General features: G+C 74.0%; 16 protein-coding genes. 12 read left to right on the forward strand and 4 right to left on the reverse strand.

What is annotated here, in order from left to right:
• Nucleotides 1-732: 732 nt before the first annotated feature.
• The 4 genes from F9B16_RS03920 to narI are packed head-to-tail and all read left to right on the forward strand — an operon-like array spanning nucleotide 733 to nucleotide 7,458.
• Entirely contained in the window at nucleotides 733-4,416 is a 3,684-nt protein-coding gene (locus F9B16_RS03920; RefSeq protein WP_151538429.1) for a nitrate reductase subunit alpha, read from the forward strand.
• Nucleotides 4,416-6,053 (forward strand): nitrate reductase subunit beta, encoded by a 1,638-nt coding sequence (gene narH / locus F9B16_RS03925; RefSeq protein WP_151538430.1) that lies wholly within the window; start codon nucleotides 4,416-4,418, stop codon nucleotides 6,051-6,053. Before F9B16_RS03920 ends, narH begins: the two co-directional genes overlap by 1 nt.
• Nucleotides 6,050-6,718 (forward strand): nitrate reductase molybdenum cofactor assembly chaperone, encoded by a 669-nt coding sequence (narJ, locus tag F9B16_RS03930; protein WP_151538431.1) that lies wholly within the window; start codon nucleotides 6,050-6,052, stop codon nucleotides 6,716-6,718. The genes narH and narJ overlap by 4 nt, the downstream gene beginning before the upstream one ends.
• Nucleotides 6,715-7,458 carry a respiratory nitrate reductase subunit gamma gene (narI, locus tag F9B16_RS03935; RefSeq protein ID WP_151538432.1) on the forward strand — a complete coding sequence of 248 codons (744 nt, stop codon included), beginning with the start codon at nucleotides 6,715-6,717 and terminating at the stop codon, nucleotides 7,456-7,458. Before narJ ends, narI begins: the two co-directional genes overlap by 4 nt.
• 18 nt (nucleotides 7,459-7,476) lie before the next feature.
• On the opposite strand, the gene F9B16_RS03940 is transcribed toward narI, so the two are convergent.
• A complete protein-coding gene (locus tag F9B16_RS03940; protein ID WP_151538433.1) occupies nucleotides 7,477-10,164 on the reverse strand; it encodes an ATP-binding protein in 2,688 nt (895 codons plus the stop codon).
• A gap of 158 nt (nucleotides 10,165-10,322) precedes the next feature.
• On the opposite strand from F9B16_RS03940, the gene F9B16_RS03945 reads away from it, so the two are divergent.
• Genes F9B16_RS03945 through F9B16_RS03955 form a run of 3 tightly spaced genes read left to right on the forward strand, consistent with a single transcriptional unit; the run spans nucleotide 10,323 to nucleotide 12,027 of the window.
• The gene (locus F9B16_RS03945) at nucleotides 10,323-10,673 is read left to right on the forward strand and encodes a hypothetical protein (protein ID WP_151538434.1); all 351 of its coding nucleotides are present in this window, start codon (nucleotides 10,323-10,325) and stop codon (nucleotides 10,671-10,673) included.
• On the forward strand, nucleotides 10,670-11,311 hold the full coding sequence (locus F9B16_RS03950; RefSeq protein WP_151538435.1) for an ABC transporter ATP-binding protein: 642 nt from the start codon (nucleotides 10,670-10,672) through the stop codon (nucleotides 11,309-11,311). The genes F9B16_RS03945 and F9B16_RS03950 overlap by 4 nt, the downstream gene beginning before the upstream one ends.
• Nucleotides 11,308-12,027 carry a hypothetical protein gene (locus tag F9B16_RS03955; protein ID WP_151538436.1) on the forward strand — a complete coding sequence of 240 codons (720 nt, stop codon included), beginning with the start codon at nucleotides 11,308-11,310 and terminating at the stop codon, nucleotides 12,025-12,027. Before F9B16_RS03950 ends, F9B16_RS03955 begins: the two co-directional genes overlap by 4 nt.
• Here the strand turns inward: F9B16_RS03955 and F9B16_RS03960 are convergent.
• Nucleotides 11,954-13,222 (reverse strand): multidrug effflux MFS transporter, encoded by a 1,269-nt coding sequence (locus F9B16_RS03960; protein ID WP_151538437.1) that lies wholly within the window; start codon nucleotides 13,220-13,222, stop codon nucleotides 11,954-11,956. The two genes, F9B16_RS03955 and F9B16_RS03960, sit on opposite strands and share 74 nt — an antisense overlap.
• Before the next feature lie 51 nt (nucleotides 13,223-13,273).
• On the opposite strand from F9B16_RS03960, the gene F9B16_RS03965 reads away from it, so the two are divergent.
• The 4 genes from F9B16_RS03965 (at nucleotide 13,274) to F9B16_RS03975 (ending at nucleotide 17,310) form a co-directional block, all read left to right on the forward strand.
• Complete coding sequence (locus F9B16_RS03965; protein ID WP_151538438.1) at nucleotides 13,274-13,894, forward strand: MarR family winged helix-turn-helix transcriptional regulator; 621 nt, start codon at nucleotides 13,274-13,276, stop codon at nucleotides 13,892-13,894.
• Between the two features lie 5 nt (nucleotides 13,895-13,899).
• Nucleotides 13,900-14,037, forward strand: a complete 138-nt coding sequence (locus tag F9B16_RS50675) for a hypothetical protein (protein ID WP_192808613.1) — start codon at nucleotides 13,900-13,902, stop codon at nucleotides 14,035-14,037.
• 191 nt (nucleotides 14,038-14,228) lie between these two features.
• On the forward strand, nucleotides 14,229-15,809 hold the full coding sequence (locus F9B16_RS03970; RefSeq protein ID WP_151538439.1) for an MFS transporter: 1,581 nt from the start codon (nucleotides 14,229-14,231) through the stop codon (nucleotides 15,807-15,809).
• 91 nt (nucleotides 15,810-15,900) lie between these two features.
• Nucleotides 15,901-17,310 carry an MFS transporter gene (locus F9B16_RS03975; protein ID WP_151538440.1) on the forward strand — a complete coding sequence of 470 codons (1,410 nt, stop codon included), beginning with the start codon at nucleotides 15,901-15,903 and terminating at the stop codon, nucleotides 17,308-17,310.
• A 31-nt stretch (nucleotides 17,311-17,341) separates the two neighbouring features.
• On the opposite strand, the gene F9B16_RS03980 is transcribed toward F9B16_RS03975, so the two are convergent.
• The gene (locus F9B16_RS03980; RefSeq protein WP_225991331.1) at nucleotides 17,342-17,980 is read right to left on the reverse strand and encodes an SLAC1 family transporter; all 639 of its coding nucleotides are present in this window, start codon (nucleotides 17,978-17,980) and stop codon (nucleotides 17,342-17,344) included.
• A 110-nt stretch (nucleotides 17,981-18,090) separates the two neighbouring features.
• Complete coding sequence (locus F9B16_RS03985; protein WP_225991332.1) at nucleotides 18,091-19,344, reverse strand: acyltransferase family protein; 1,254 nt, start codon at nucleotides 19,342-19,344, stop codon at nucleotides 18,091-18,093.
• A gap of 324 nt (nucleotides 19,345-19,668) precedes the next feature.
• Here F9B16_RS03985 and F9B16_RS03990 point away from each other — a divergent pair, with 324 nt between their 5' ends.
• Complete coding sequence (locus F9B16_RS03990) at nucleotides 19,669-20,361, forward strand: MurR/RpiR family transcriptional regulator (RefSeq protein ID WP_192808614.1); 693 nt, start codon at nucleotides 19,669-19,671, stop codon at nucleotides 20,359-20,361.
• Nucleotides 20,362-20,373 lie beyond the last annotated feature (12 nt).

The raw sequence follows: 20,373 nt of genomic DNA on the forward strand, positions 1-20,373 counted from the left end.
GCGGGGCAGGCGGAGCCTGCCCCCATCACCTGCCTAGGGGCCGCAGAGGCTCCAAAGTCAAGGGTGGACGAAGTCCATCGCGTAGCGACGCCGAAGGCGCCCTTGACTTTGGAGGGGCGGCCCCGTACGCAAGCGCCACCCCACCACCCGAACACCCTTTCTTCGATAAACGAGCCCTCCTTATGCCCTTCTCGCATCTTCTTCAAGACTTTCGCGCCCTGCCCATCCGTACGCCCCTCCGCGCGCGCCTCCGTACGCCGCCTCATCGGCCAGTCGTTCTCGGGCCAAGCGAGCTCACGCCGACGTCGTCCTGACGCCACAACCCCGCCCCGTACCTCCCTCACCTTGGGGGCAGCAACTTCACGAAGCGTTTCCCTCACTTCGAGCGCCGTTCGCCCGAGCCTCCGTCTCCTGCACGCGACCTCTCGCGCCATGTGCTGTCTTGCCTGCCTGGGCTCTTGCCTGTGTGCGCTCTTGCCTGCGGTTTCGTCGGCTGTAGGCGGGTTGGTTGAGCGTTCTCGAGCCGGGTAGCTACCCGGCCGTATGCGCGCGTCTGGGGTGTGGGTGGCGTGCGGCTGCGGCATCGGTCTCGGGGGACGAGGGGAACGCATGGCATCGGCAACCGGGCCGCTGGGGTCGGACGACACGAACCCGCAGAGCAGTGCGACCCCAAAGACCCGCGCGACAAAGACCAGCGTGACAAAGACCAGTGCGGCCCCACACAGCGGCACGATGGCGCCGTTGCTGGCCGGTGGTGAGCCGATCGAGAAGGTGCTGCGCCAGGCGCAGTTCTTCGTCCCGGGGAAACCGTCCGGCGATTATCGGCGGCTGCATCGGCGCGGCGGACGGAACGCCGAAGAATTCTATCGGGAGCGGTGGCGTCACGACCGGGAGGTCCGTTCGACTCATGGCGTGAATTGCACGGGATCGTGCTCGTGGAAGGTGTACGTCAAGGACGGCATCATCACGTGGGAGACGCAGCAGACCGATTATCCGTCGGTCGGCCCGGACTCTCCGGAGTACGAGCCGCGGGGCTGCCCGCGCGGCGCGTCGTTCTCCTGGTACACGTATTCGCCGTCGCGCGTCCGGTATCCGTACGTGCGCGGGCCGCTGTTGGAGATGTGGCGGGAGACCAGGCGGCGGCTCGGGGATCCGGTGGCGGCGTGGGCGGAGATCACGGGCGATCCGGCGCGGTCGGCGCTCTACAAGGGGGCGCGCGGCAAGGGCGGGTTCGTGCGGTCGACGTGGGCGGAGGTCACGGAGCTGATCGCGGCCGCGCACGTCCACACGGTGAAGGAGTACGGCCCGGACCGGGTGGTCGGCTTCTCGCCGATCCCGGCGATGTCGATGGTGTCGTACGCGGCGGGCACCCGTTTCCTGTCGATGATCGGCGGGACGATCCTGTCGTTCTACGACTGGTACGCGGATCTGCCGATCGCGTCGCCGCAGGTGTTCGGGGACCAGACGGACGTCCCGGAGTCGGGCGACTGGTGGAATTCGTCGTATCTGATCGTCTGGGGCACGAATCTGCCGATCACGAGGACGCCGGACGCGCATTTCATGACGGAGGCGCGGTACCGGGGTCAGAAGGTCGTGGTGGTGTCGCCGGACTTCTCCGACCACACGAAGTTCGCCGACGACTGGCTGGCGGCGGCGCCGGGCACGGACGGGGCGCTCGGAATGGCGATGGGCCATGTGGTGCTGACCGAGTTCTTCCGCGACCGGCAGGTGCCGTATTTCGCGGAGTACACCAAGTCCTACACAGATCTGCCGTTCCTGGTGACGTTGGAGGAGCGCGGCGACGCGGTGGTCCCGGGACGGTTCCTGACGGCGGCCGAGTTGGGCGACGAGGGGGAGGGCGCGACGCACAAGCCGGTGCTGCTGGACTCGACCACAGGTGAGCCGGTGGCGCCGAACGGGTCGCTGGGGTTCCGCTTCACCGAGTCGGGGATGGGCCGGTGGAATCTCGATCTCGGTGGCGTCGACCCGCTGCTCACCCTGTACGGCCGGCACGAGGAGACGCGGCCGGTCGATCTGCCGCGTTTCGACGTCGGCGAGACGGAGGGCGGCGCGGTGGTGCGGCGCGGGGTGCCGGTGGCGCGGGTCGGCGGGCGGCTGGTGACGACGGTCCTCGATCTGCTGATGGCGCAGTACGCGGTGCGCCGCGACGGCCTGCCGGGGGAGTGGCCGGATGGCTACGGCGACGCGTCCCAGCCGGGCACGCCCGCCTGGCAGGAGGAGATCACCACGGTTCCGGCCGGGGCGGCGGTCAGGGTGGCGCGGGAGTTCGCCCGGAACGCGGAGGTGTCGCGCGGCCGGTCGATGATCTGCATGGGCGGCGGGACGAACCACTGGTACCACTCCGACGAGATCTACCGGACGTTCCTGACGCTGGTGATGCTGTGCGGCTGCCAGGGTGTGAACGGCGGCGGCTGGGCGCACTACGTCGGGCAGGAGAAGGTGCGTCCGCTGACGGGCTGGCAGCAGACGGCGTTCGCGCTGGACTGGCAGCGTCCGACCCGGCACATGACGGGCACGTCGTTCTTCTACCTGCACACCGATCAGTGGCGGTACGAGACGTTCGGCCCCAGCGAGTTGGCGACGCCGCTCGGCCGGGGCCTGTTCCGGAACAGAACGTTCGCGGACTGCCTCGCGCAGGCGTCCCGCCTGGGTTGGACGCCGAGCCATCCCGGGTTCGACCGCAACCCGCTCGATCTCGCCGACGAGGCCAGGGCGGCGGGACGTCCGGTGGCCGATCACGTCGTGGACGAGTTGAAGGCGGGGCGGCTGCGGTTCGCGGGCGAGGATCCGGACGCGCCGGAGAACTGGCCGCGGGTGATGACGATCTGGCGGGCGAACGTCCTGGGCTCGTCGGGCAAGGGCATGGAGTACTTCATGCGGCACCTGCTGGGGACGGACGACGCCGTCCGCGCGGAGGAGTCGCCGCCGGAGCTGCGCCCGGCGGAGGTGGCGTGGCGGGACGAGGCGCCGCGCGGCAAGCTCGACCTGCTGACCACGATCGATTTCCGGATGACGAGTTCGTGTACCTACGCGGACGTCGTGCTGCCGGCGGCGACCTGGTACGAGAAGCACGACCTGTCGAGCACGGACATGCATCCGTTCGTGCATTCGTTCAATCCGGCGATCGCGCCGCCGTGGGAGACCCGCACCGACTTCGACGCGTTCCGGCTGATCGCCGAGGACTTCTCCCGCCTCGCGAAAGACCATCTCGGCACCCGCACCGACGTGCTGCCGGTGCCGTTGATGCACGACACCCCGGACGAGCTGGCGCAGCCGGGCGGCCGGGTCCTGGACTGGAAGGCGGGCGAGTGCGCGCCCGTCCCGGGCGTGACGATGCCGAAGCTGGTGACGATCGAGCGCGACTTCACGGCGGTCGCGGAGAAGATGGCGGCGCTCGGCCCGCTGGTCGACTCGCTCGGCACGTCCGTGAAGGGCATGACGTGGGTGCCGGAGGACGCCGTCGAGTACCTGCGGAGGTCCAACGGCACGGTCCGCGGCGGGGTGGCGGACGGCCGTCCCGCGCTGTCCCGTGACGTGTACCTGGCCGAGGCGATCCTCGCGCTGTCCGGGACGACGAACGGGCGCGTCGCCGTCCAGGCGTGGAAGGACCTGGAGAAACGCACCGGGATGCCGCTGGCGGACCTCGCCGGGGAGCGGGCCGGGGAGCACATCTCGTTCGGCGACACCGTGACGCAGCCGCGCGCCGTGATCACCAGCCCGGAGTGGAGCGGCAGCGAGTCGGGCGGGCGCAGGTACTCGCCGTTCACGGTGAACGTCGAGCGGAAACGGCCCTGGCACACGCTGACGGGCCGGATGCACTTCTTCCTCGACCACGACTGGATCCATGAGTACGGCGAGGCGCTGCCGGCCTACCGCCCGCCGCTGAACCACGTCCGCCACTTCGCCGGGGAGCTGGGGGCGCGCGAGGAGGGGCGTCCCGAGGTCACCGTCCGGTACCTCACGCCGCATTCGAAGTGGTCGATCCATTCGGAGTACGCGGACAACCTGCACATGCTGCGGCTGTTCCGCGGCGGCCCGACGATCTGGATGAGCCCGCAGGACGCCGCCCGGATCGACGTGAAGGACAACGACTGGATCGAGGCGTACAACCGCAACGGGGTGGTGGCCTGCCGGGCCGTGGTCACCCACCGGATGCCGCGCGGCACCGTCTTCATGTACCACGCCAAGGACCGGCACCTGATGACGCCGCGGTCGGAGATCTCCGGCTGGCACGGCGGCTCCGACAACTCGCTGACCCGCCTGGTGATCAAGCCGACCCACATGATCGGCGGCTACGCGCAGCTCAGCTACGCGTTCAACTACCACGGCCCGACCGGCAACCAGCGCGACGAGATCGCGGTGATCCGCAAGCGGTCCCAGGAGGTGCGGTTCTGATGAGGCCGATGGCGCAGGTCGCGATGGTGATGAACCTCGACAAGTGCATCGGCTGCCACACCTGCTCGGTGACGTGCAAGCAGACGTGGACGAACCGTCCGGGCACCGAGTACGTGTACTTCAACAACGTCGAGACGAAGCCGGGCGTCGGGTACCCGAAGCGGTACGAGGACCAGGACCGGTGGAACGGCGGCTGGAAGCTCGACCGCAGGGGACGCCTCCAGTTGAAGGCGGGCGGGCGGCTGCTGAAGTTGCTGTCGATCTTCTACAACCCGAACCTGCCGTCGATCGACGACTACGGCGACCCGTGGACCTACGACTACCAGACGGTGGTGAACGCGCCGCTCGGCACGCGGAACCCGAGCGTCCACTCGGTCTCGGCGCTGACCGGCCGGGACATGGACCCGCGCTGGGGCAGCAACTGGGACGACGACCTGGCGGGCGCGCCCGAGACCGCGCCGTCCGACCCGAACCTCGCGGGCCTGGAGGACCGGGTCAAGATGGAGTTCGAGCAGGTGTTCATGTTCTACCTGCCGCGGATCTGCGAGCACTGCCTGAACCCGTCGTGCGTCGCGTCGTGCCCGTCCGGCGCGATGTACAAGCGGTCCGAGGACGGGATCGTGCTGGTCGACCAGGACCGCTGCCGGGGCTGGCGGTTCTGCGTGTCGGGCTGCCCGTACAAGAAGGTGTACTTCAACCACCGCACCGGCAAGGCGGAGAAGTGCACGCTGTGCTTCCCGCGCATCGAGGAGGGGCAGCCGACGATCTGCTCGGAGACGTGCGTGGGCCGCCTCCGCTACCTCGGGCTGTTCCTGTACGACGCCGACAGGGTGACCGAGGCCGCCGCGACCCCCGATGAGCAGGACCTTTACGAGGCGCAGCTGTCGGTGTTCCTCGACCCGTCCGACCCGGAGGTGCGGGCGGAGGCCGCGAGGGCGGGCATCCCGGCGGACTGGGTGGACGCGGCGCGGCGGTCGCCGGTGTACGCGCTCGCCGTCCGGCACCGGGTGGCGCTGCCGCTGCATCCGGAGTACCGGACGCTGCCGATGGTCTGGTACATCCCGCCGCTGTCCCCGGTCGCGGACGTCGCGCACGCCGGCGGCTACGACCACGGCGACCCCGACAAGGTGTTCGCCACCATCGACGACCTGCGGATTCCCATCGAATACCTGGCGAACCTGTTCACCGCCGGGAAGGCGGAGACGGTCCGGGACGTGCTCCGGAAGCTGGCCGCGGTCCGGGCCGTCATGCGGGCGGGGCAGCTCGGCCTCGACCTGGACGAGGACCTGCCCGCGTCGGTCGGCGCGACCCCCGACGACCTCGACGACCTGTACCGGCTGCTCGCCATCGGCAAGTACGAGGACCGCTACGTCGTCCCGAAGGCGCACGCGGAGGACGCGGGCCGGCTGATGGCCCAGCACGAGCAGCTGTTCTGCAGCCTGGACGGCGAGGGCGGCCCCGGCATGGGCGGGGACGGCCCGCCGAGCTTCGAGAGCTTCCATCCGGGCAGGTCCGCGAACGCCTCCGGCGGCGGGAGCACGTTCCGCGCCGGCGACGGCCGCACGCACTTCAACCTGCTCGGCTGGAACGGCCGCGGCGACGCCCCGCACCTCTTCCCCGAGGCGGGCGAGCCGTGAGCCGCGCCCGGGCCGGCGGCGGGGTCGACAGCAGGGCCGGCGGCGGGGTCGGCCCGTACAAGCTCGCCTCCGTGTTGCTGCAGTACCCGACCCTCGCGCTGTTCGACGGGCTCGGCCACCTCGACGCCGCCGCGGCGGCGACCGCGCCGCGCGCGAGCCGCGACGGCTTCGCCCGCTTCCTGCGCTGGCTGCGCGCCACCCCGCCGACCGAGGTCGCGCAGCACTACGTCGAGACGTTCGACCTGCGCCGCCGCTGCGCGCTGTACCTCACGTACTACCGGTACGGCGACACCCGCAAGCGCGGGATGGCGATGCTCACCTTCAAGGCCGCGTACCGCGCGGCCGGGTTCGAGCCGTCGGAGGACGAGCTGCCCGACTACCTGCCGCTCGTCCTGGACTTCGCGGCGCTCACCCCGCGCGGGGAGAGGCTGCTGCGCGGGCACCGCGCCGACCTGGAGCTGCTGCGCCGCGCGCTCGCCGACGCGGGGACCCCCTACGCGGACGTGGTGGCGGCCGTGTGCGCGCGGCTGCCGAAGCTGGGCCGCCGGGACCTGGCGCTGGTCGGCCGGGCCTGGGAGAAGGGACCACCGGAGGAGGAGGTGGGGCTGGAGCCGTTCGCCCCGCCCGGATACCTCGACGGAAGCGGAACGGGGGCACGGCGGTGAGCGGCTTCGAGTTGTGGTGGTGGGTGATCCTGCCCTACGCGGCGATGGTCGTGTTCGTCGTCGGGCACATCTGGCGCTGGCGCTACGACCAGTTCGGCTGGACGAGCCGGTCGACGCAGCTGCAGGAGCGCCGGCTGCTGAAGTGGGGCGCGCCGCTGTTCCACTATTCGGCGTTCGCGGCGATCGCCGGGCACGTCATCGGCATCCTGGTCCCGCGGTCGTTCACCGAGTGGCTCGGCGTCCCGGAACGGGCGTACACCCTGTTCTCCGGCATCGCCGGGTCCGTCGCGGCGATCGGGGTGCTGGTCGGCGCGGGCATCCTGGTCTTCCGCCGGATGGGGGTGCCGCGCGTCCGCGCGACCACGAGCGCCGTCGACTACCTCGCGCTGGTGCTGCTCGGCGTCATCAGCCTGCTCGGCATCTACCTGACGCTCGGCGTGCAGGAGTTCGGGAGCGGCTACGACTACCGGACGACCGTGTCGGTGTGGTTCCGCAGCCTGTTCGCCGGCGACCCGGACCACCGGGCGATCGGCGACGCACCGGTGATGTACCAGGTACACGCCACCGCCGCTTGGATGATCTTCGCGGTGTGGCCGTTCAGCCGGCTCGTCCACGCCTGGAGCTACCCGCTGTGGTACCTGTGGCGGCCCTACGTCGTCTACCGGGACCGGCGCGCGGGCCCGCCGCCCGAGCCGGGGACGGGCGGCCGGCGGTGGCGGAAGATCGGCGTGCCGTACTGACCGCTCACGGCTGGCCGGTCATGCCCCGGTCCGCCGGTGCCAGGACGCGATGAGGGTGCGGTTGCCGACGCCGAGCTTGTCGAGGATGTGTGAGATGTGGTTCTCCACGGTCCGCTCGGACAGGTGCAGGCGGCCGGCGATCTGGCGGTTGCTGAGCCCTTCGGCGATCAGCGCGGCGACCTGCAGCTCCCGGGACGACAGCGGGCCCGGCCCACCGGCGGAGGCGAGCGCGCGGGCCTGCTCCGCGAGCGGCGCCATGCCGAGGCGTTCGGCCAGGTCGCGGGCCGTCTCCCGGTGCGTCGCCGCGGCCCGGACGTCGCCGGGGCCCCGGCGCAGCGCGCACAGGCGGGCCAGCTCCAGGTGGGTCATGGCCTGGTACGGCGGCGAGCCGAGCGCCCCGCTCTCCGCCAGGGCGGCGGTGAGGTGGGCGCCGGCGGCCCCGGTGTCCTCCATGAGCAGGGCGAGCCGTCCGAGGTGCAGGCTGACGGGCCCGCCCCACGGCGTGTGCGCGGGGCCGACCGACTGGCGGCCCGCGAACGGCAGCAGCGTCGCGTAGACGGCGGGCGCCCCGGCCGTCTCGCCGAGCAGGCTCAGCAGCTCCGCGTGCCCCGCCGAGATGATCAGCCATTCGGCGGCGGGCGCGGGCACCCGGTCCAGGTGCGGGGCGACGCTCCGCCAGATCATGGCGGCCTCGTCCCGCCGCCCGAGGTGGGCGAGCACGACCGCGAGCCAGGACCGGGCGAAGAACGGGCCGTGCTCGCTGAGCCGGCGGACCAGCGGCTCCACCTCGGCGAGGCCCTCGCCGGTGAGCATCGCGGCGTGCGCGGCGAAGACCAGGTCGAGGTGCTCGGCGCCGCCGTGCCGGCAGCGCCGGCCGAGCGCGAGGGCGTCCGCAGCGAGGGCGCGCCCGTCGGCGAAGCGGCCCTCGACGAGCGCGACGGCGGCCCGGAGCAGGAGCAGCCGCCACCGCCACAGCGGCTCGCCGGACCGTTCGACGTGCCCGGTGAACGCGGCGAGCTCCGCGTCGAAGTCGACGCGGCGTCCCAGCTCGGCGAACCCGTCCATCCGCCAGGTGTGCCCCCAGAGCGCGGCCTCCGGCAGCGTCCGGCCGAGGAGCGCGGCGCGCTCGCCCAGCGCCAGCCGGTCCTGGACGTGGCGCCCGTTGGCCAGCTCGGTCTGCCGGGCCTGCAGGGCCAGCAGCAGCACGTCGGGGTCGCCGGTGCTCTCCGCCGCCGCCAGCGCCCGCTCGCCGAGCGCCGGACCGGAGCCGGCGGCGGTGCTCGCCCACGGGTCGGCGGTGACCGCGAGCTGGGCGAGCAGCCGCGTCTCCCGGACGGGGTCGGCGCCGTCGAGCAGCGCCAGCGCGTCCCGGCACAGCGCGTGGACCAGCGGGGTCAGCGGGGAGAACGCGAGGTCGCGCGGCACCGTCGCGGCGTCGGCGACGACCCGCGCGTCGCCGGTCGCACGGCCGAGGTCGGCGGCCTCGCGGCAGTGCCGCCAGCCCTCCTCCACCTCGCCGCTGCGGAACTCGCAGCGCGCCAGCTCCACCAGCAGCCCGGCGCGGACGGCGGCGGCGCCGGGCAGGGCGAGCGCCGCGCGGTACTGCGCGGCGGCGTGCTCGTGCGCGAGCCGCGAGACGGCCTGCCGGGCGGCTTCGAGGGTCGCCTCCAAAGCCCGGTCGGCGTCGCCGGCCTCGCGCAGGTGGTAGGCGAGCGCCTCGGCGGTGCCGTCCGCCCGGACGGCCTCGGCGGCCAGGGCGTGCAGCCGTTCCCGCTCGGCCGTGCCGAGCCCGGAGTAGAGCGCCTCCTGGACGAGGGCGTGCGAGAACCGGGCCGTCCCGGCGGGGTCCACGCGGACGAGTCCCGCCGCGACCGCCTCGTCGAGCGCCTCGGGCGGCTCGCCGGTGACCGCGGTGAACACCGGCAGGGTGAACTCGCGGCCGAGGACGGCGGCGCGCCGCACCGCCGCCGCGGCGGCCGGGCCGAGCTGCCCGGCGCGCTGCTCGATCACGTCGCGGACGCCGCTCGGCAGGCCGGCGGTGTCGCCGGTCGCCTTGCGGAGCCGCAGCAGCTCCAGCACGAACAGGGGGTTGCCGCCGGAGCGTTCGCGCAGGCCGGCGAGGTCGCGGTCGGCGAGCTCGTGGCCGAGCTCGTCCGCCGCCAGCCGTCCGGTCTCGCCCGGCGTCAGGCCGCCGAGGACCATGGGGGAGCAGGCGCGCCCGCGCAGGACGGGCCGCAGCGCCGCCGGAGCCTCCGGACCGCGGTACAGGCCGACGAGCAGCAGCCGCACGTCCGGCGCCTCGGCGGCCACGACCTGCAGCAGCGACAGCGAGGACGGGTCGGCCCAGTGCAGGTCGTCCAGGACCAGCAGCAGCCCCGGCCCGGCGGCGTCGCGGACCTGCCCGGCGACCTCGTCGAACAGCCGGGTCCTGCTGCCGCCCGCCAGGTCGGGGGAAGGGAGGCCGAGGGCGCGGAAGACCTGCGTCCAGGGCCGGTAGGGCGCGGCGCCCTCGCCTTCGAGGCACGCGCCCCAGGCGGTGCGGACGCCGTCCGCGCGGGCGCGGCGCACCAGGGCGTGCGCGAGGGCGGTCTTGCCCGCGCCCGCGTCGCCTTCGACGAGCACCGCGCCGCCGTCACCGGCCAGCGCCTCGGTGAGCCGCCCGGACAGGAAGGCCATCTCGCGCTCGCGCCCGACGAACGTCGTCATTGAGTACCCCGATGAGTGGTTCCACAGATGTCCGTAGCGTGCCCGATTCCTAGCGTCGTCTCCATGGAGAACGGGGGAAAGCGGGTGGCCACCGTGGGACGGTCCTCTGCCCCCGGCCCCCGGTCCCGCGTCCCGATCCGGCACGAAAGGGAACCGTCATGAACCGCACCACCACCGGGCTCACGCTGTGCGCCCTGTCCGCGGCGTTCAACGCCGACGGCGTCATCGCGCTCGGCGAGTCGGACGCGCCGCCCGCGTTCGTCGGGATCCTGAGCGCGGTGCTCGGCCTCGGCACGCTCGCCGGCGTCCTGCTCGCCCTGCGCGGGCGGCGCGGCGGCGTGCCGCTCGCGATCGGCACCCGGCTCGCCTCGGCGGCCGTTCTCGACGTGCCGACGTACTTCATCGGCGCGCCCGCCTGGGTGTACGTCACGGTCGGGGCCGGGATGGTCCTCGGCCTCAGCGGTGCCGGCGCGCTCTGGTCGGCGCGCGGGGCGAGGGCGGCGGCGTGACCTCCGGGCCGGCGCCCGCGGCGCCCGGCCCCGCGCGCGCGGACTCGGGCCCGGTGCTCGCGGCGTCCGGCATCGGCAAGCGCTTCGGCCGCCGGGTGGTGCTGGACGGGGCGGACCTGTCCGCCCGGTCCGGCGAGATCGTCGCGGTCGTCGGCGAGAACGGTGCCGGCAAGACCACCCTGCTGCGCGTCTGCGCCGGGCTGCTGCGCCCGGACACCGGACGCGTCGTCCGGTCCGGGCGGGTCGGGTACTGCCCGCAGGAGCCGGTGCTGCTGGAACGGCTGAGCGCCCGCGACCACCTCGTCCTGTTCGGCGGCGCGGCCGGCTGGGACCGGGAGCGGTCGCTGAGCACCGGGACGCGGCTGCTGGAGGCCCTCGGGTTCGCCGGGCGGTCCCGCGTCCCGGCGAGGCGGCTGTCCGGCGGGGGCCGGCAGAAGCTCAACCTCGTGCTGAGCCTGCTCGGCGACCCCGGGGTCCTGCTGCTGGACGAGCCGTACCAGGGCCTCGACCACGGCTCCTACGCGGGGTTCTGGGAGCTGGCGGGGACCTGGCGCGACGACGGGAAGGCCGTCGTCGTCGTGACGCACATGCTCGCCGAGCTGTGGCGGGCCGACCGGGTGATCGAGGTGGCGGCGTGAACCGGTGGCTGCTCCCGGCGGAGATGCAGGCGCGCGACCTCGCGGGCCGCTGGCCCGCGCTGGCGCTGCTGTTCGCGCTGCCCGCCACCTGGTACCTCGCGGAGCTGGCGTCCGGCCGGCCCTGGGCGATCGGCGCGGGGGCGCTCGCCATGGGCTGGACGAGCGGCGCCGCGGCGCTGTTCGCCGTGCTGGGCGCCCGGCGGGCCGACCCGCGCCTCGTCCAGGCCGGGTACCGGCCCGTCGACCTCGCGATCGGCCGGCTCGCCGTGCTGCTCGGCGTGGCGCTGGCGGTCGCCGCCGCGTTCGGCGTCCTCATCGTCGCCTGCTCGCGCCCGGACCGGCTGCGCGACCTGTTCCTCGGGCTCGTCCTCGGCGGCCTGGTGTCGGTGATGCTCGGCTGGGCGATCGCGGTGCTCGTCCCGCACGAGCTGGAGGCCACGCTGCTGCTGATCGGGTTCGCGGGCATCGCCCCGACCGCACCGGGCTCGCTGGGCGACTACCTGCCGTTCTACGCGCTGCTGCGGTTCACCGACGTGACGCGGCCGTCCCCGGCGGCGCTGCCGCTCGTCCTGCACGCCCTCGCCTACGCCATCGGCCTCGCCGCGGTGGCGCTGCTCGTCTGGCACCGCCGCGTGCGGCTCGTCAGCGAGCGCCGATCTCGCCGTGGCCCCGCCGGGGGCGGACGAGGACGGCCAGGGCGAGCAGGGCGAGCATGAGCGCCACGAGCATGATCACCGCCATCGGCGCCGAGCTCGACTCGCCGAACAGCCCGACGAGCGGCGCGGCCAGCGCGCCGAAGCCGAACTGCAGGCCACCGAGCAGCGCGGACGCGGCGCCGGGGGCGGCGCGTCCGAGGTTCTGCGCGAGGCTCATCGTCGCGGGGACGAGCATCCCGACGCCCCACACCGTCACGAACAGCGTGATCCAGGTGGCGGCGAAGCTCTCCCCGATGACCGCGACGGCGAGCACCTGCGCCAGCGCGCCCGCGGACGACACCGACAGCGCGCAGGTCAGCAGCGTGTTGAGGCGCACCCGGCGGGCGAGCCGGCCGAACGCGGTGCCGGCCGTCAGGATCCCGGCGGCGTTGACCGCGAAGATCAGCGAGTAGACGCCGGCGGAGACGCCGTGGATCCGCTCGAAGACGAAGCTGGAGCCGCTGATGTAGGTGAACAGCGCCGCCGACGCCAGGCCGAGCACCAGCACGTTCCCCATGAACGGGCGGTCGCGGGCGAGCCGTCCCATCGCGCGGAACGTCCCGGCGAGGCCGCCGGCGTGGCGGCGCTCCGGCGGCAGCGACTCCGGCACCTTCGCCAGGACGCCGGCCAGCAGCAGCGCGCCGACCACGCACAGCGCGGCGAACACGGCCCGCCACGTCGACACCGACAGGATCGCGCCGCCGAGGACGGGCGCGGCGACCGGCGCCACGCCGAGGATCTGCGACAGCAGCGCGAAGTAGCGGGGGATGTCGGGGCCGTGGAACCGGTCGGTGATCACGGCGCGGGCCAGCACCATCCCGGCGGCCGCCGCCACGCCCTGCAGGAACCGGGCCGCGATCAGCACCCCGACGGACGGCGCGAGGGCGCAGCAGGCCGAGCACGCGATGAAGCCGATGGCGCCGCCGATCAGCAGCGGGCGCCGGCCGAGGCCGTCGCTGACCGGCCCGATCACGATCTGGCCCGCGACCAGGCCGGCGAGGAACGCCGTCATCGTCAGCTGGACGGCGGAGCCGCTGGTGTGCAGCGCGGAGCCCATCTCGGGGAAGCCCGGCACGTACATGTCGATGGCGAGCGGCGCCACCGCGGTAAGCGAGCCCAGGACGAGGAGGAGGACGCCCGCGCGCGCCCTGCCCGCGGGGTGGGGACGGCCGGTCGCGTGCTCCGCCGTGCCCTGGTCCGGGGGATTGGATACCATGGGCGAAACGGTAACGAGTAGTTCGCTGGTTGACAAAAGGGAGGTGCGCGGATGCTGCCCCGGCCGCCGGAGGTCCGCCGACAGTGGACCGCCCGCTTCCCCGACATGGACGCCTCCGCGATGCAGATCGCCGAGCTCGTCAAGCGGATCGGCGCCCAGCTGGAGACCGCCATCGAGCCCCTCTACGACGACGCGCCGCTGACCGCGCCCGAGCTCGACCTCCTCATCCCGCTGCGGCACATGGAGCAGCCCGTCATCGCCCGCCGCATCGCCGAGCACCGGCACATGTCCCGGGCCGGCGTCAGCAAGGCGCTCGCGAAGCTGGAGAGGCGCGGCTTCATCGAGCGCGTCCCCAGCCCCGCCGACCGCCGCGCCTCCCTCGTCTCCATCACCGAGGCGGGCGGCGCCGCGGTCGACGCCCTGTTCCCGCGCCAGGTCGGCATCGAGTCCCGGCTGGTCGCGGGCCTCGGCGCCGACCGCGAGCGGGTCGTCGAAGCCCTCACCCTCCTCGCGGACGCCTTCGAACGCGCCGCCGCCGAACTTCCGTCGTCCCCCGAGCACGTCGAACCCGAAGCCCCGGCCGCCGAAGCCCCGGCCGCCGAAGCTCCGGGCACCGAAGCCCCTGGCACCGAAGTCCCGGGCACCGAAGTCCCGGCCGGCGGGGTCGGCTGAGCGCCATGCCGACGCGCAGGTGGACGACCCGCACGTCCGCGCCCGGGCCCGTCGAGGGCACGCGCGGCGCGGCGGCTCCGCGCGCCCTGAGCGACGGCGCGAAGGACGCCCTCGGCTCGGCCCTGGGCGCCCTCAACTCCTGACGCCTTCCCGGCGCCCCCGCTGACCGCGCCGGCCGGACAGGACGTCCGGCCGGCCGCGCGCGGCGCCCCACCTCGTCACCATCACCCGGCAGCCGCCCGAGCCGCCCCACGTCACGCCCTTCGCGCCGTGTCGCGCCGTGCCGTGCCGTGCCGGGCCGCCGTCATGTCCTGCGAGAACAGAGGTCTTCTTCATGTCGTCCACGTCCGTGGAATCCGCCGGGCCGCGCTCGCGGCCCGTGCACGGGAAGCGCGGGGCCCTGCGGGCCAACCCGTGGCTCACCCTGATCGCCGTCGCGTTCGGCCTGTTCATGGTCGGTCTCGACGCGTCCGTCGTGTCGATCGCGAACCCCGAGATCGGCCGCGACCTGCACGCGTCCACCGCCGACCTGCAGTGGGTCACCAACTCCTACCTGCTCGCCCTCGCCGCGGCGCTGATCCTCGGCGGCAAGCTCGGCGACCGCTTCGGGCGGCGCACGTTCTACCTGGCGGGCGTCGCCGGGTTCGTCGCGGCGTCCGTCGCGATCGGGCTCGCCGGATCCATCGAGGGCGTCCTCGTCTTCCGCGCCCTGCAGGGCCTGTTCGGCGCCCTGCTGATGCCGAACACCATCGCGTCGCTGCGCGCCGTGTTCCCGCCGCGCAAGTTCGGGATGGCGGTCGGCATCTGGGCGATGGTGTCGACGGTGTCGACCGCGCTCGGCCCGATCGTCGGCGGGCTGCTCGTCGAGCACGTCGGCTGGGAGTCCGTCTTCTACATCAACGCGCCGATCGGGATCGTCGCGCTGGCGGTCAGCGCGCTCGTCCTGCCGCAGAGCAGGCAGGACGGCGCCGCGAAGGAGCGCTTCGACCTGCCGGGCGTCGTGCTGCTCGCGCTCGGCCTGCTCGCCGTGGTGTTCGGCGTCGTCAAGGGCGAGACGTGGGGCTGGTCGTCGGCGGGGACGCTCGGCGCGATCGGCGCGGGCATCGCGGTCCTGCTGCTCTTCGGCTGGGTCGAGACCCGGGTCGCGCACCCGCTGCTGCCGATGCGGCTGTTCCGCAGCCCGGCCCTGACGGTCGGCGCGGTCATCACCGCGCTGAACTTCTTCGTGCTGCTCGGCGTGATCTTCTTCGTGATGCTGTACCTGCAGAACGTCCAGGGGTTCTCGCCGGTCGAGGCGGGCGTGCGGACGCTGCCGCTCAGCCTCGCCTCGGTCGTGGCGTCACCGCTCGGCGCCGCGCTCACCGAGCGGTTCGGGCCGCGGTTCACGATGCCGCTCGGCATGGCGCTGCAGGCCGCGGCCTGCTTCGTGATGCTGGCCTGGGACGCGGATTCCGCGTTCGCCGTGATGTGGCCGCCGTTCGTCGCGCTCGGACTCGGCGCCGGGATGGTGCTGTCAGCGTCGTCCGCCGCGATCGTCGGGAACGCCCCGGTCCGGGACGGCGGTGTCGCGGGCGGCCTGCAGGCGACCGTGCTGCAGATCGGCGGCGCGCTCGGCACGTCCGTGCTGGTGTCGCTGATCAGCGCGCGCGTCGGCGCGACCTATGCCGGCGAGCTGGCGTCCGCGGGCGTGCCCGCGCCCGTGGCGGGCGGTCTCGCGGGCGCCCGGGACGCGGTGGCGATGGGCGTCGCGCCGACGTCCGGTGCCATGCCCGCGCAGGTCAGGGCGGCCGTCGTGGAGGCGAGCGGGCAGGCGTTCATGAACGGCGTCCATGTGGCGGCGCTGGTCACCGGGGTGCTGTGCGTGGCGGGCGCCGTCATCGCCGCCGTGGGCGTCCGCCACCGGCCCGCGCACTGACCCGATCCGCCGGGTCCTAGGACGATCGGACCCGGCGGATTGGGTCCGGCGGCCGACGCGCGGCGGGCGGCCCGCCGCCAGCATGAGATCCATGACCACGATCCACGAAGGCGGCGCCGTCCAGGCGGCGGACCGGCGGGCGGGCGGGACCCCGCCGTGGGCCGCGCTGCTCGCCGCGTCCATCGGCCAGTTCCTCGTCGTCCTCGACATCTCCGTCGTCAACGTCGCCCTGCCCGGCATGCGCGCCGGGCTCGGGCTCGGCGCCACGAGCCTGCAATGGGTCGTCAACGCCTACTCGCTGGCGTTCGCCGGGTTCCTGCTGCTGGGCGGGCGCGCCGCCGACCTGTTCGGCCGCAAGCGGGTGTTCATCACCGGCCTCGGGCTGTTCACCGCGGCCAGCCTCGCGGGCGGGCTCGCGCAGGACGCCGGGATGCTCATCGGCGCCCGCGCCGTCCAGGGCCTCGGCGCCGCGATCCTCGCGCCCGTCACGCTGTCGCTGATCACCGGGACGTTCCCGGAGGGACCGGCGCGGACGAAGGCGATCGCGATGTGGACGGCCGTCGGCACCGCCGGCGGCGCGACCGGCGGGCTCGTCGGCGGGCTGCTCACCGACTACCTCAGCTGGCGCTGGGTGCTGCTGATCAACGTGCCGATCGGCGCCGCCGTCGCGGTGGTCGCGGCGCGGTGGCTGCGGGAGGAGGGCGCGGCCGCCGCCCGGCAGCGCCTCGACGTGCCCGGCGCGGTGCTCGTCACCGGCGGCGTCGGCCTGCTCGCCTTCGGCATCGGGCGGACCGAGCACCACGGCTGGACGTCGGCGGACTCGCTCGTCCCGCTGCTCGCCGGGCTCGTCCTGCTGGCGCTGTTCGTCGCCGTCGAGGCGCGGACGGCGCAGCCGCTCGTCCAGCTCCGGCTGTTCCGGCTGCGCAGCGTCGCGGTCGGCAACCTCGCCACCCTCGTCAGCACGATGGCGGGGTTCGCGCTCTGGTACTTCCTGTCGCTCTACATGCAGAACGTCCTGCACTACAGCGCCGTCCGGACCGGGGTGTCGTTCCTGCCGCACACCGCCGGCATCATCCTCGGCTCGAAGCTCGCGCCGACGCTGATGGCCCGGATGGACGCCCGGCTCCTCGCCGCCGGGGGCGGGCTGATGGCCGCCGCCGGGTTCGCGTGGCAGAGCGCCGTCCTGGACGCGGGCGGGACGTTCGCCGGGTCGATCCTCGGCCCCGGCATCGTGATGGCGACCGGGTTCGGCCTGCTGATGACGCCGCTGGTGGAGGCGTCGACGGCCGGGGCGGACCGGGCGGAGGCGGGCGCCGTCGCGGGCGTCGTCAACACCTCGCGGACGATCGGCGGCGCGATCGGCCTGACGATCCTCGCGACCGCGGCGGCCCGGTCGGGCTCCGACCTCGCGGACGGCTACGCGACCGCGTTCCTGATCGCGGCGGTCATCACGGCGGCGGGCACCGCGCTGGTCGCGTTCCTGCCCCGCACCCGGCGCTGACCCAGGCGGTGCTGACTCAAGCGGTGCGGACTCAGGCGGAGGTGCGGGAGGCCGCGGCATGGCGGACGGCCCCGACCGCGACGACCGACCAGGCGGCGAGCGCCGGCCACAGCAGCACGCGCCCGAGGACGTCCAGCCAGTGTAGGCCGGACACCGTCCCGGCCGTCATCGCGGCCGCCGCCGTCATGCCGAGGGGGAAGACCGTCGACCAGCGGCGCCCGTCGTAGCCCGTCCGGGGCCGGGCGGCCTCCGCGCAGGCCAGCAGCAGGTACCAGGCGAACGCCGCCGCCAGGATCACGAGCATCAGCGCTTCCAGCGGCGGCGGCGCGGGCGCGCCGGCCGCCGCGGCGAGCTTCGCGCAGGCCAGCGCCGAGATGGACAGCGCGCCCGCGAGCAGCCACGCGACCGCCATGAGCGCGAGCAGTGCCTCCGCCGCCATCTCGTGCCGGAACAGCAGGAGGCCGACGCCGAGCACCCCGCTGCCCGCGACGGTGGTCAGGGAGACCGGCTCGCGCCTCGCCGCGCGCCGCCCCTCCCGGTCACCGCGCAGCCGCAGGCCGAACGTCACCGCCATCACGGTCCACAGCGCCGCCGTGACCGCGAGCAGCACGCGCGTCGCCCACGGGAACCCGGCGAGATCCAGCCCCACTGCGACGATGCCCGTGGCCATGACCATCGCGCCCCACGGCTGCGTACCTCTCGCACTCTCTCCGCCGCGCACCGATCACTTGTACCGCCGCCCCATCGGGCCTGCGACCCGGCCCCGGGCGAATCGCGGTCTCAGGAGGAGGCCGCCAGGACCGGGGGCTCGGCGGCCGTGGACGGGGCGCGGCGCGCGAGGCGGCGGCCGAGCCGCTGCGCGGGCGCCTCGATCCAGCGCTGCGACGCCCAGCCGGCGGCCAGCAGCACGACGACGAAGACCAGCAGGCCCGGCACGTTCGCGGGCCCGGACGTGCCGAGGAACTGGGCGGCGACCATCAGCAGCAGCGGATGCAGCAGGTAGATCGAGAAGCTCGCGGTGCCGAGGCCCGTCGCCCAGCGCGGGAACCGGCGGTGCCGCAGCAGCCAGCCCGCCGCGAACGTCGCCGCCGCGGTGAGGACCGTCCCGGCCCAGACGAGCTGGGCGTGCCAGTAGCCGTGCATGTTCCAGACGCCCGCGACGAGCGAGCCGGCCGGCACCAGGACGGCGGCGGCGATGCCGGACCGGGCCGGGATCTGCCCGTGCTCGGCGCGGTACACGGCGGTCCCCGCGAACATCAGCGCCATCATCGCCAGGCCCTGCCAGGCGCCGACCCGGCCGTTCAGCAGCACCAGGACGGCCGCGAGCAGCCCGCCGAGGAGCCCGCCCGCGATCCGCGCCCCCGCGCGTCCCGACACCGCCGCCGCGATCGCCGCCACCAGCGCGGTGAAGCACGCCGCGACGACGACGCCGACGCCGGCCGTCCGGGACAGCAGCCCCGACAGCAGCCAGGTCGGCACCAGCCCGCCGACCACCAGCGCCGCCGCCGCCAGCCCGACGGAGACCGGCGCCGACCGGCGGTGCGCGCCGACCACGAACAGCGCCACGACCAGCAGGTAGAAGGCCATCTCGTAGGACAGCGTCCACAGCACGTTCATCGCGTTCGGGACGGCGAGGAGGTCCTGCATCATCGTGACGTGCGCGAGGACCGCCGTCACCGGGTGGTACTGCTCCAGGCCGGCGCGCAGGCCCCGGACGCCCAGCAGGAACGGCAGGATCGCGAGCAGGCACGCCACGGCGAGCAGCGGGTAGATGCGGAAGAACCGGCCGATCCAGAACCCGCGCACGCTCTCCCGCCGCTCCAGCGACGCGGGCACGATGTAGCCGCTGACCAGGAAGAACACGAGGACCCCGTAGGTGCCGGGGTCGAACCAGCCCTGCAGCGCGATCCGCACGTCGGGCAGGTACACGTAGCTCGCGTGGTGCAGGGCCACCACCAGTGCCGCCCACCCCCGCAGCACGTCCAGCCATGTGAGGCGCGCCGTTGGGGTGGAAACACCTAATGGCGGGATCATCCCGACAGGCTAGACCTAGTAGGAAGAAACGCCACTAATTTCGTCAACTTCTCCAGGAAACCCCAAGGTTCGCGCGCGGCGCGCCACGCCCACAGATCACGAAGAGAGGGGCGCGAAGTTCTAGCGCCGCTAGCGGACCGGGCCGCCGCGATCTCCCGGAATCGCCCAGATACGTTCCATATCGCCATCAGGCGGCGGCGGTTTGGCCTCCGCGGGATGACCTGCATAGATTTGGATGAGCAGCATCATTGACGTGCGCTGCGCCATACTGCTAGAAACGGGGCGCGGCAACATAGGTTACGTATCCACGGACGGGAGAGGCCTGTGAGCGAGGAGTCCCCCCGGCCTCCGGCAGCGGACCGCCAGGCCGAGGCGGCCGCCGAGAACCGCCGGCTGACCAGCCCGGACGCCCGCTACGGCGCGCGCCTGCGGCGGCAGTCCTCGGCGTCGGTGCTGCTGAACGCCGTCATCGAGGCCGACCGCGCCAACCTCGCGCGCACCATGGCCGCGCTCCAGGCCGACGGGACGCTGGAGCAGGCCGCCGGACGGGTCGTCGCGGCCCGGCGCCGGTTCGTCCTCGGCAGCGCCAAGAGCCGCGCGCACGCCACCCTCCTGCACCTGGAGCTGTCGGCCAGCCTCGCCGGCGTCACCCTGATCGACGAGGCCGCCGTCCGGGCCATCGACGTGCTCAGCGACGTGCGGCCGACCGACGTGCTCATCGCGTTCTCGTTCCGCCGGTACGCCCGCCCCACCATCGTCGTGGCGCGCGAGTTCGCCGCCGCCGGCGGGCACGTCGTGGCCATCACCGACGACGCCGGCAGCCCCCTCGCCGCCGCGGCGCACACCACCGTGGTGGTCGGCACCGGCAGCGCGTCGTTCGCCGACTCCCCGACCGCGATCTCCGCCGTCGTGCACGCGCTGGCCACGCTCACCGCGGCCAGCGCGAAGGGCGCGCGGCGGCGGCTGGCCCGGCGCGAGGGGCTCGCCCACGCGCTGGCGATCTACTCCGACGAATGAGGGGCGCGCACC

Origin of the sequence: Actinomadura montaniterrae (genome assembly GCF_008923365.1) — a bacterium.
Taxonomy (GTDB): Bacteria; Actinomycetota; Actinomycetes; order Streptosporangiales; family Streptosporangiaceae; genus Spirillospora; species Spirillospora montaniterrae.

Coding starts and splice junctions, on each gene's coding strand:
- F9B16_RS03920 (WP_151538429.1), top strand. CDS start 733: ATGGCGCCGTTGCTGGCCGGTGGTGAGCCGATCGAGAAGGTGCTGCGC.
- narH (WP_151538430.1), top strand. CDS start 4,416: ATGAGGCCGATGGCGCAGGTCGCGATGGTGATGAACCTCGACAAGTGC.
- F9B16_RS03940 (WP_151538433.1), bottom strand. CDS start 10,164: ATGACGACGTTCGTCGGGCGCGAGCGCGAGATGGCCTTCCTGTCCGGG.
- F9B16_RS03945 (WP_151538434.1), top strand. CDS start 10,323: ATGAACCGCACCACCACCGGGCTCACGCTGTGCGCCCTGTCCGCGGCG.
- F9B16_RS03960 (WP_151538437.1), bottom strand. CDS start 13,222: ATGGTATCCAATCCCCCGGACCAGGGCACGGCGGAGCACGCGACCGGC.
- F9B16_RS03965 (WP_151538438.1), top strand. CDS start 13,274: ATGCTGCCCCGGCCGCCGGAGGTCCGCCGACAGTGGACCGCCCGCTTC.
- F9B16_RS50675 (WP_192808613.1), top strand. CDS start 13,900: ATGCCGACGCGCAGGTGGACGACCCGCACGTCCGCGCCCGGGCCCGTC.
- F9B16_RS03970 (WP_151538439.1), top strand. CDS start 14,229: ATGTCGTCCACGTCCGTGGAATCCGCCGGGCCGCGCTCGCGGCCCGTG.
- F9B16_RS03975 (WP_151538440.1), top strand. CDS start 15,901: ATGACCACGATCCACGAAGGCGGCGCCGTCCAGGCGGCGGACCGGCGG.
- F9B16_RS03980 (WP_225991331.1), bottom strand. CDS start 17,980: ATGGCCACGGGCATCGTCGCAGTGGGGCTGGATCTCGCCGGGTTCCCG.
- F9B16_RS03985 (WP_225991332.1), bottom strand. CDS start 19,344: ATGATCCCGCCATTAGGTGTTTCCACCCCAACGGCGCGCCTCACATGG.